Below are 9,741 nucleotides of genomic sequence, written 5' to 3' on the forward strand. Positions count from 1 at the left end.
TCCGGGTTCGCTTCGCGCCCCGGAACGACGGTGAACCTAATAAATCGACGGCTCGCCGACCGGCGCGCCGAAATCGGTCTCGAGGAAGTCGAAGTCGCAGCCCTCATTGGCCTGCTTGATGTGCTTGGTGAACATCCAGCCATAGCCGCGCTCGAAGCGGCGCTCCGGCTGCTTCCAGGCAGCGCGGCGTTTTGCCAGCTCGGCTTCTGATACATCGAGATTGATGGTGCGCGCGGCGACGTCAAGCGTGATGCGGTCGCCGTTCTGCACCAGCGCCAGCGGGCCGCCGATATAGGATTCCGGCGAGACGTGCAGGATGCAGGCGCCATAGCTGGTGCCGCTCATGCGCGCATCCGAGATGCGCACCATGTCGCGCACGCCCTGCTTCACCAGCTTGGTCGGGATCGGCAGCATGCCCCATTCCGGCATGCCCGGCCCGCCTTGCGGCCCCGCATTGCGCAGGATCAGGATGTGATCTTCGGTCACGTCGAGATTGGGATCGTCGACCGCCTTCTTCATCGCCGGATAATCGTCGAACACCAGCGCCGGGCCCGTATGCTTGAGGAAGCGCGGCGCGCAGGCGCTCGGCTTGATGACGCAGCCGTCGGGCGCGAGATTGCCCTTGAGCACCGCAAGCGCGCCCTCCTGGTAGATGGGATTGGCGACCGAGCGGATCACGTCGGCATTGTGCACCTCGGCACCGTCGATGTTCTCGCCCAGGGTCTTGCCGGTGACGGTGATGCAATCGAGATGCAGATGCTGCTTGATCTGGCCCATCAACGCCGGCAGGCCGCCGGCATAGAAGAAGTCTTCCATCAGATAGGTATCGCCGCTCGGGCGGACGTTGGCGATGACTGGCACCTTGCGACTCGCGATCTCGAAATCGTCGAGGCCGATATCCTGGCCGGCGCGGCGGGCCTGGGCGATCAGATGGATGATCGCGTTGGTCGAGCAGCCCATTGCCATCGCCACCGCAATGGCGTTCTCGAACGCCTTGCGGGTCTGGATCGCCTTCGGCGTCAGGTCCTCCCACACCATCTCGACGATGCGGCGGCCGCATTCAGAGGCCATCCGGATATGGTTGGCATCGGCCGCCGGAATCGAGGAGGCGCCCGGCAGCGTCATGCCGATCGCTTCGGCAATCGCCGTCATGGTCGAGGCTGTGCCCATGGTCATGCAGGTGCCGTAGCTGCGGGCGATGCCGGCTTCGATGTCGAGCCAGTCCTTGTCGGAGATCTTTCCGGCACGCCGTTCGTCCCAATATTTCCAGCCGTCGGAGCCGGAGCCGAGCGTCTTGCCTTTCCAGTTGCCGCGCAGCATCGGGCCGGCCGGCAAGTAGATCGCCGGGATGTTCATCGAGGTCGCGCCAAGCAGCAGTGCCGGCGTGGTCTTGTCACAGCCGCCCATCAGCACCACGCCATCGACCGGATGGCTGCGCAGCAGCTCCTCCGCTTCCATCGCCAGCAGATTGCGATAGAGCATGGTGGTCGGCTTCAGCAGCGATTCCGACAGCGACAGCGCCGGCAATTCCACCGGCAGGCCGCCGGCCATCAGGATGCCGCGCTTGACGTCGTCGACGCGCGACTTGAAGTGCATGTGGCAGGGCTGCGCCTCCGACCAGGTGTTGATGATCGCGATGCACGGCCGATCCTTCCACTCCTCCGGGGCGTAGCCCATCTGCATGGCGCGGGAACGGTGACCGAACGAGCGAAGGTCGTCAGGCGCAAACCAGCGCGCGCTGCGGAGCTGGTCGGGTGTTTTCTTCTTGTTACTCACTTGCCTTCTCCGTCAGGGAATCCGCCCCGCTCTTCTCATGGGAGGTTCACGACCCGCAAGGCACGGGACAACCGGTTTTTACCTGATATGCACGCAAACGTGCTTAGATCCAAGGTGCGCCGCAATATCGGGCGGCTGATCTCGACGAAGCCCCGAAGTGCTTGCAGGCAGATGGGAATCCGCGCAACAATTTCGCAATTGGAGCTTGGTCGGGGTCGTAGGGGGCATCCGATCCGACCCCCGGAGGGTTTCAGAGTGGCCAACATCCTGATCGTGGATGACGATCCGGCGGCTCAGCTGACCATCCGGCTGCTGTTGGAGCGGGCCGGCCACCATGTGACCGTCGCCGGCGACGGCCGCAAAGGGCTCGCTTTGTTCGAGATCAACGCGTTCGACCTGTTGTTCCTCGACATCTACATGCCGGGCATGGACGGGCTGGAGACGATGCGCCACGTCCGGGCCCTGAGACCTGCCATTCCGATCATCGTCATTTCCGGCCGCTCGATCACACCTGACTCCTATGCCGAGCCGGATTTCCTGAAGATGGCGACCAAGCTTGGCGCCGTCGCGAGTCTGCAGAAGCCGTTCCGGGCCGACGCGCTGCTGGCAGCGGTCGACAATTGCCTGAAGGCGGGCGAGTCGGAGGGGCCCGATGTCAATGCCAGCCGCCGGTGATAGGAGCATCTCCGCCGCCAAGAGCCAGAACAGGCGCGACCGTCCAGGGAGTTCCGTAGGAATTCCCATGACGCTCGCAACACGGCTGGCCGTGGCGATGATTCTGCTGGTGGCGGTTACGGTGGCGGCGGTCGGTTGGCTGGGCTACCGCAACATCACCCAGGCCGTCATTCCCCGCGTCCTGGAGCGGGTCGAAGCGCAGTCGCGCCTGCTCGCCAATAATCTTGAATCCTATGTTGCCGGAGCCCGCGGCGATTTGGTCGGCTACCGCTCCGCCGCGGCTATCAACGGTCTGATCCGTGCTCACGCCGGTGGGGGAATTGACCCTGATGACGGCGTGTCCGAGCAAACCTGGCGCGATCGCATCGCGACACGGCTCGCAGCCGAAATCGAGGCCAAACCCAGCTACGCGCAGTTTCGAATCATCGGTCTTGACGACGATCAGCGTGAGCTGGTTCGCGTCGATCGCTCCGGCCCGAACGGAACGGCGCGGATCATCCCCAACAGCGAGTTGGAGCGCAAGAGCGAGCGAGCCTACTTTCAGGAAACGATCCGGCTCGCGCCGGGCGAGATTTATGTTTCGCCAATCGAGCTGGCGACCCACCGCGGCGGCACCACAGACTTGCACACGCCAACTCTCCGGGTCGGGACGCCGCTGTTCACACCCGACGGCAAGCCGTTCGGCATCATCATCGCCAATATCGACATGCGTCCGCCGCTCGACCGCATCCGCTCGACAACGAGCTCAGGCGGGGAGATTTACGTCGTGGACGCGCGCGGCGACTATCTCGTTCATCCCGATCGCGCACGAGAATTCGGTTCATTGCGTGGCCACTCTACCAACTGGCGCGATGACTTTCCCTATTTTGCAGCCTTGGCCGGCACGCGGGATGTGTCCACGCAGCTCAGCACCGATGCGGCCGGCCGGCCGAGTGGCGCGGCAATAGCGCCGGCGCTGCTCGCGAATGCGGATTGGGTTGGGATCATCGAGACGATTCCTCCGGCCGTCTTCGGCCGCGTGCCGGCCGCGATTCAAAAAACGTCCTTGCTGGTCGGCATGCTTGCGGTCTTCGCCGCAGCTTTACTCGCAGTGCTGCTCGCACGCTCATTGACGCGCCCGATCACCCGCCTGACCAGGGCCGTGGAGGCTATCGGCAACGGACAGCCAGCGGACATTCCGGTCGACGCGAGCGGCGAGACCGGCGCGCTGGCGCGGGCTTTTGCCCGGATGGTCGAGGAAACGCGCGCGAAAGCAGCCGCTCTCGAACGCGAGGTCCAGGAGCATCGCCGCACCGAGGCCGCACGAAGCCATCATGCGACGCGCGAGCTCTTGTTCAGCGCCGCCGTGGAATCGTCCGACGATGCGATCGTGATGCAATCGCTCGACGCCATCATCACCGGCTGGAATCCCGCCGCCGAACGGCTCTATGGATATTCCGCCAGTGAAGCGATCGGGAAGTCCACCTCGATCATTGTCCCGCCCGACCGCCGCGAGCAGGGCAAGGACTATCTGGCGCGGATATCGAGGGGCGAGACTGTCGAACGCTTCGAGACGGTCCGGCTGCGCAAGGACGGCACCCCGGTCGAGATATCGCTCGGCCTGTCGCCGATCAGGGGGCCGTCGGGCGAGATCATCGGCGCCTCCGGATCCGCGCGCAGTCTGACCGAGGCGCGGCGGGCGGAGCGGGCACTGCAGCAGCAGCTGGAGGAGCGGCGGCAGCTGTTCGACACCTCGCAGGATCTGATCATGATCATAAACTCGCGCGGCCATATCGCGCAGATCAGCCCGAGCAGCGAGACCATCCTCGGCTATCGCCCCGAGGAGATGATCGGACGCAGCGGTGAGGATTTCATCCATCCCGCCCATCTCGAGCGGTCCCGCGAGGAAATGCGCGAGCTTCGGCGCGGCGGGCATCCGAAGATCGCCGACACGCGCTGCTTCCACAAGGACGGCCGCGAGGTCTGGCTGTCCTGGCTCGGCAACTGGTCGGATCCGGCCAAGCGCTTCTTCTTTGTCGGACGCGACATGTCCGAGGCAAGGCTGGCCGCAGAATCCCTGCGTGACAGCGAGCAGCTTGCGCGCAACATCGTGGAGACCGCGCTCGACGCCTTCGTCCAGAACGACGAACACGGCACCATCCTGAACTGGAGCTCGCGGGCCGAGGAGCTGTTCGGTTGGCGGCGGGACGAGGCGCTCGGCAAGAACGCGCTCGACCTGATCATCGCCGAGAGCGAGCGCGAGAGGGTAAGGGCCGGCATTGCAGGCTTCCTGCAACCCGCCGATGGACAGACGATCAACCGCCGCCGCGAGCTGATGGTCCGACGCCGCGATGGCAAGGAGTTCACGGCCGAGCTCAGCGTCACGGCGCTCAGGCGCCGCGAGGGCATGCTGTTCAACGGGTTCTACCGCGACCTCACCGACAAGATCGCCTCCGAGGAGCGGATCCGTCATGCCGAGAAGATGGAGGCGGTCGGCCAGCTCACCGGCGGCGTGGCGCACGATTTCAACAACATCCTCACCGTCATCACCGGCACCATCGAAATCCTGGCCGACGCGGTGGCCAAGGATCCCAGGCTTGCCGCGATCACGAAGATGATCGACGAGGCTGCCGGACGCGGCGCAGAGCTGACCCAGCACCTGCTCGCCTTTGCCCGCAAGCAGCCGCTGCAGCCCCGCGAGATCGACATCAATTCGCTGATCATCGACACCGCAAAGCTGCTGCGGCCGACGCTGGGCGAGCAGATCCAGATCGAATCCGTGTTCGAGGACGAGAGCTGCGTCGCAATCGTCGATCCGAACCAGCTCACCACGGCCATCCTCAATCTCGCGCTCAACGCGCGTGACGCGATGCCCGGTGGCGGCAAGCTGATCGTGGAAACGGGCGCCGCCTATCTCGACGAGGCCTATGCCAGCGCCAATGATGCCTCGCCCGGTCACTACGTGCTGATCGCGGTGAGCGATACCGGGACCGGCATTCCGTCCCACATGCTGGCGCGCGTATTTGACCCCTTCTTCACCTCGAAGGGGCCGGGCAGGGGCACCGGCCTCGGCCTCTCCATGGTCTACGGCTTCATCAAGCAGTCCGCGGGCCACATCAAGATCTACAGCGAGGAAGGCCACGGCACGACGATCAAGATGTACCTGCCGCCGGGCAAGACACCTGCGGTGGTTGCCGAAGGCGTGACTCCGGTTACGATCGAGGGCGGGCACGAGACCATCCTCGTAGTCGAGGACGACCGGCTGGTGCGCGACTATGTGCTGGCCCAATTGCATTCGCTGGGCTACGTCACCCTGCAGGCCGCCGATGCCGCCGAGGCACTCGCGATCGTTGCCAGCGGCACACCGTTCGATCTGCTGTTCACCGACGTGATCATGCCCGGCAACATGAACGGACGGCAGCTTGCCGACGAGGTGCTGAAGACGCGGCCCGATCTCAAGGTGGTTTACACGTCAGGCTATACCGAGAACGCGATCATCCATCACGGCCGGCTGGATTCGGGGGTGCTGCTGCTAGCCAAACCCTATCGCAAATCCGACCTGGCGCGGATCATCCGCAGGGCGCTGAGCGGCTGAGGCGACTGTCCGTAGCCCGGATGGAGCGCAGCGAAATCCGGGACAGTGTTGCGGCCTGCACGAGCCTGAACTTAGCGGGGTCGCGAGCTCTCGCAGGGTGGGCAAAGGCGCACTTGCGCCGTGCCCACGATCTCTTGCTACATCACGTAAAAGTCGTGGGCACGCTTCGCTTTGCCCGCCCTACGGCATCTCACATATAACGCTACGACGCGCGCTGGGCTGCGGTCATCACGATGCGGATCAGGTCGGCGGCATTGCGGGCGCCGAGCTTCTTCATGATGTTGGCGCGGTGATCCTCGATGGTGCGCGGGCTGATGCCGAGCGTGCGGCCGGCTTCCTTGTTGGACGCACCGGCGGCGAATTGCTCGAGCACCTCGCGCTCCCTGCGGGTCAGCGGCTCGCGGCCGGGGAAATGCAGTGAGCCGAATTTCGGCGAGGCGTTCTCTGCCTGCCTGCGTGCATAAGCGCCGATCGCCTCATCCAGCCGGCCGACGATCTCGCTGCCTCGGAACGGCTTCTCGATGAAGTCCAGTGCGCCGGTCTTGATCGCGCCCACCGCCATCGCGATGTCGCCCTGCCCGGAGATCATGAAGATCGGCGCCGGATAGTCCTCGCCGTGCAGCTCCTTCAGAATATCGAGGCCCGACTTTCCGGGAATGTGCACGTCGAGCAGGATCGCAGCCGGTGTCCGGTTTCGCGCGACGGACAGCAGGGCCGCACCGTCCGCAAAACAGATCACCTCATAGCCCGCCGCCTTCAACACCATCGACAAGGTGTCGCGAACAGCAGGGTCGTCATCGACCACGAAGATCTCACCACGGGAGGTTTGTTCGACCATGTGCCATGTCCATTCGCCAAGCCACGCCGGCATTCAAGGACCCGCGTCCGCGCCTGATGTTTACGGCTTTCGGCGCAGATTCAGCCCACCCGCATTTGTACGGGACATGAACTTAACGCACAAGTAGCGCTGAGGTGCCTTATTGCGGGTGACGGAGAATATCCATGCTAAAATACGCCGGCACACCCCCGCTCGCCGCAATGGCTGAAACGGACAGCCGTCAGTTGATCGCGGCTGAAATTCGCTCCCTGATCGCGCGCATCGAGATCGGCATGCGCCTGATCGACGCCGCCATGTCCTCGGAAGATATGGAGCCGGAGGACGATAGCGCCGATTTGGGTTCCAGCGAGATCGTCGTGCTCGACGATGTGACGCCCCGTTTTGCCACGGCGAGCGCCGCCCTCAATGCGTGCCGGGCGGAGCTCGGTCACGCCTTGGAATTGCTGTCGGAATCCGGCAATCCTGCCTAGATGGCAGTCAGAGCGGCCGATTTGCCGCAGCCGACCATGGCAGCTCCGCGCCTCTAGGCGCGGTGTCGTTCCACGATTGCGTCGCTCGCAACGCCGCCCCAGGTATGGATCGTCGGCAGCCCCATCGCGGTCTTGCCGAGATTGGCGAGGCTGATGCGCAGCGCGGCAAGATCCAGCGGCTTCGGCAGGCTCTGAAGCTCGATCCCGACGGAACGGGCGAGGCTGCGAGCGGCGCTGCGGCGCTTGCCGTCCATGCCGCTGATCATGATCACCGAGCCGGTGAATTTGGCTGCCGCCATCTCGCGCAGCACGTCGACGCCGTCACCATCCTCCAGCACGAGGTCGAGCGTCACGCAGTCGAAGCGCGCGGTACGCAGCTTTTCGATGGCTTCCGCAACCGACGGCGCAACGGCCACTTCATGGCCGGCCTGCTTGGCGGCGACCGTGATCAGACTGCGCTGCGTGGCGTCGTCATCGACCACCAGGAGCTGAAGCGCGCGCCGCTCGGCGACGTCGGGCAGGTTTGACGGGATGGGGGAGAGGGAGCTTCTTGGCATGGCCGGACCCTGAAATTGCGACCTGTCATGGATACAGGGTCCGCGCTTAAACGACGTAAAGCCGGGACGGCGAATTCGGTCGGATGTTTTCAGAAAATGTGAAGCAACACGTCAGGAAAGGGCAGCAGGGAGCGCGTGGCGATCACGCCACTGCGTCATGGCCGTTGGCCGCGCCGCGCTTCTTGCGGTTCTTGCCGCGCAGAAACTGGATGTCCATCTCGGCGCCGTTGACGCGCACCAGCTCGCAGCGACGGTAGGCAAGGCCGGTCGACGACAGCAGCAGGAAGAACTCCTTCAGATTCAATCCCTGGATCGAGCCTTCAACCGTGAGGATGGCATCGGTGTCGGAAATTGCATTGAGCGTACAGTCGCGCCGCCACGTGCCGTCGATGGCCATGATGCAGACATCATAACCACGACTGAATGTGACGCGCTCTACGCCCTTGCCATCCTCGGCCATGCCTATCGTCCTGCCATTGCCGCCACGCGCGGCGCTGCGACACCGTCGACCGCCGGCTTTGCCGCGGCAGTGCGCGGATCGTTCGGTCGGTAGAGGCCGCGGCGATCGGCGAGCGGCCTGAACGTATCAGTCAACCCGACCACGGTCTCCGCCGCGCCGAGCACCAGGAAGCCGTCGGGCTCGATCTGTCGGGCAAGGCGGTTGAAGATGTTGATCTTGGTTTCCTGATCGAAATAGATCAGGACGTTGCGGCAGAAGATGACGTCGAACGTGCCGAGGTGAGAGAAATCCTGCAGCAGATTGAGCTGGCGGTGCTGGATCATCGCCCGCAGCTCGGGATTGATCTGCCAGGTCTCGCCGGTCTGCTTGAAATGTTTCATCAGCATCTGGATCGGCAGGCCGCGCTGCACCTCGAACTGGCTGTAGACGCCGGCTTTGGCCTTCTCCAGCACCTCCTGCGAGAGGTCGGTCGCGATGATCTCGACACGCCAGCCGGTCAGCGCCGCGCCCATTTCCTTCAGGGTCATGGCGAGCGAATAGGGCTCCTGCCCGGTCGAGCCTGCGGCGCACCAGATCCGCACGCTGCGGCGAGCCGCGCGGGCTTTGAGGACCTCGGGCATGATGGTGTCGCGGAAATGGTCGAACGGGACCTTGTCGCGAAAGAAGAAGGTCTCGTTCGTGGTCATGGCTTCGACCACGCTTGTGATCAGCGCGCTCGAGCCGCCTTGCAGCTTCTGCACGAGTTCGGGGATGCCGGACAGGCCCGCCTTGCGCGCCAGCGGCAACAGGCGGCTTTCGAGCAGATATTGCTTGTCCGCGGACAGGTCGAGGCCGGAGCGCTCTTTCAGCAGCTTACGCAGATACTCGTAGTCGGGCGAGTTCACAGGATACCTCTTGACGCTACTAACCAGTGGATTTTCAGGCTGCCGTTTCTTCTTCGCGCGCGACCAGTCCGACCTCCTGGAACTTCGCCAACACGATTTCCTTGTCGAACGGCTTCATGATGTATTCGTTGGCGCCGCCGCCCATCGCCTTGGTGATGTGGTCGATGCCGTTCTCGGTGGTGCAGAACACGACCTTGGGCTCGTCGCCGCCGGGCATACGGCGTAGCGTGCCCAGGAACTGGAAGCCGTCCATGACGGGCATATTCCAGTCCAGCAGGACGGCTTCCGGCATGGCCTTCTTGCAATGGACCAGCGCCTCGACGCCGTCTTCCGCCTCAATGACTTGGAAGCCCAGCGCTTCGACGATGCGGCGCGCGACCTTGCGTACGATGCTGGAATCGTCAACCACCAAACAGGTCTTCATCTTGGATCTCCGGCTCACATCTCTTTCGTGAATGTTCAGGCAGCCATTTGCACTTTGGTTTCGAGCTCGAGGACGCGATCGAT

General features: G+C 64.0%; 9 protein-coding genes. 3 read left to right on the forward strand and 6 right to left on the reverse strand.

Annotated elements, in window-relative coordinates:
• Nucleotides 1–36: 36 nt before the first annotated feature.
• Nucleotides 37–1,776, reverse strand: coding sequence for an L-arabinonate dehydratase (araD, locus tag XH98_RS19440; RefSeq protein WP_057748552.1), 1,740 nt, complete (start codon nt 1,774–1,776; stop codon nt 37–39).
• 255 nt (nt 1,777–2,031) lie between these two features.
• On the opposite strand from araD, the gene XH98_RS19445 reads away from it, so the two are divergent.
• A complete protein-coding gene (locus XH98_RS19445; RefSeq protein WP_220005744.1) occupies nt 2,032–2,451 on the forward strand; it encodes a response regulator in 420 nt (139 codons plus the stop codon).
• The gene (locus tag XH98_RS19450) at nt 2,429–6,025 is read left to right on the forward strand and encodes a PAS domain S-box protein (protein WP_271619604.1); all 3,597 of its coding nucleotides are present in this window, start codon (nt 2,429–2,431) and stop codon (nt 6,023–6,025) included. Before XH98_RS19445 ends, XH98_RS19450 begins: the two co-directional genes overlap by 23 nt.
• A gap of 202 nt (nt 6,026–6,227) precedes the next feature.
• On the opposite strand, the gene XH98_RS19455 is transcribed toward XH98_RS19450, so the two are convergent.
• A complete protein-coding gene (locus tag XH98_RS19455) occupies nt 6,228–6,863 on the reverse strand; it encodes a response regulator transcription factor (RefSeq protein WP_271619605.1) in 636 nt (211 codons plus the stop codon).
• Between the two features lie 164 nt (nt 6,864–7,027).
• On the opposite strand from XH98_RS19455, the gene XH98_RS19460 reads away from it, so the two are divergent.
• Nucleotides 7,028–7,333, forward strand: coding sequence for a hypothetical protein (locus tag XH98_RS19460; protein ID WP_271598212.1), 306 nt, complete (start codon nt 7,028–7,030; stop codon nt 7,331–7,333).
• Between the two features lie 53 nt (nt 7,334–7,386).
• On the opposite strand, the gene XH98_RS19465 is transcribed toward XH98_RS19460, so the two are convergent.
• The 4 genes from XH98_RS19465 to XH98_RS19480 all read right to left on the reverse strand — a co-directional run bounded on the left by XH98_RS19465 (nt 7,387) and on the right by XH98_RS19480 (nt 9,658).
• Nucleotides 7,387–7,890, reverse strand: a complete 504-nt coding sequence (locus tag XH98_RS19465) for a response regulator (RefSeq protein ID WP_271598213.1) — start codon at nt 7,888–7,890, stop codon at nt 7,387–7,389.
• Between the two features lie 142 nt (nt 7,891–8,032).
• Entirely contained in the window at nt 8,033–8,350 is a 318-nt protein-coding gene (locus XH98_RS19470) for a hypothetical protein (protein ID WP_057748535.1), read from the reverse strand.
• A gap of 2 nt (nt 8,351–8,352) precedes the next feature.
• Nucleotides 8,353–9,234, reverse strand: coding sequence for a CheR family methyltransferase (locus XH98_RS19475; protein WP_057748531.1), 882 nt, complete (start codon nt 9,232–9,234; stop codon nt 8,353–8,355).
• 34 nt (nt 9,235–9,268) lie between these two features.
• Entirely contained in the window at nt 9,269–9,658 is a 390-nt protein-coding gene (locus XH98_RS19480) for a response regulator (protein WP_057748528.1), read from the reverse strand.
• Nucleotides 9,659–9,741 lie beyond the last annotated feature (83 nt).

Source organism: Bradyrhizobium sp. CCBAU 51745 (assembly GCF_028128715.1).
GTDB classification, from domain to species: Bacteria; Pseudomonadota; Alphaproteobacteria; order Rhizobiales; family Xanthobacteraceae; genus Bradyrhizobium; species Bradyrhizobium manausense.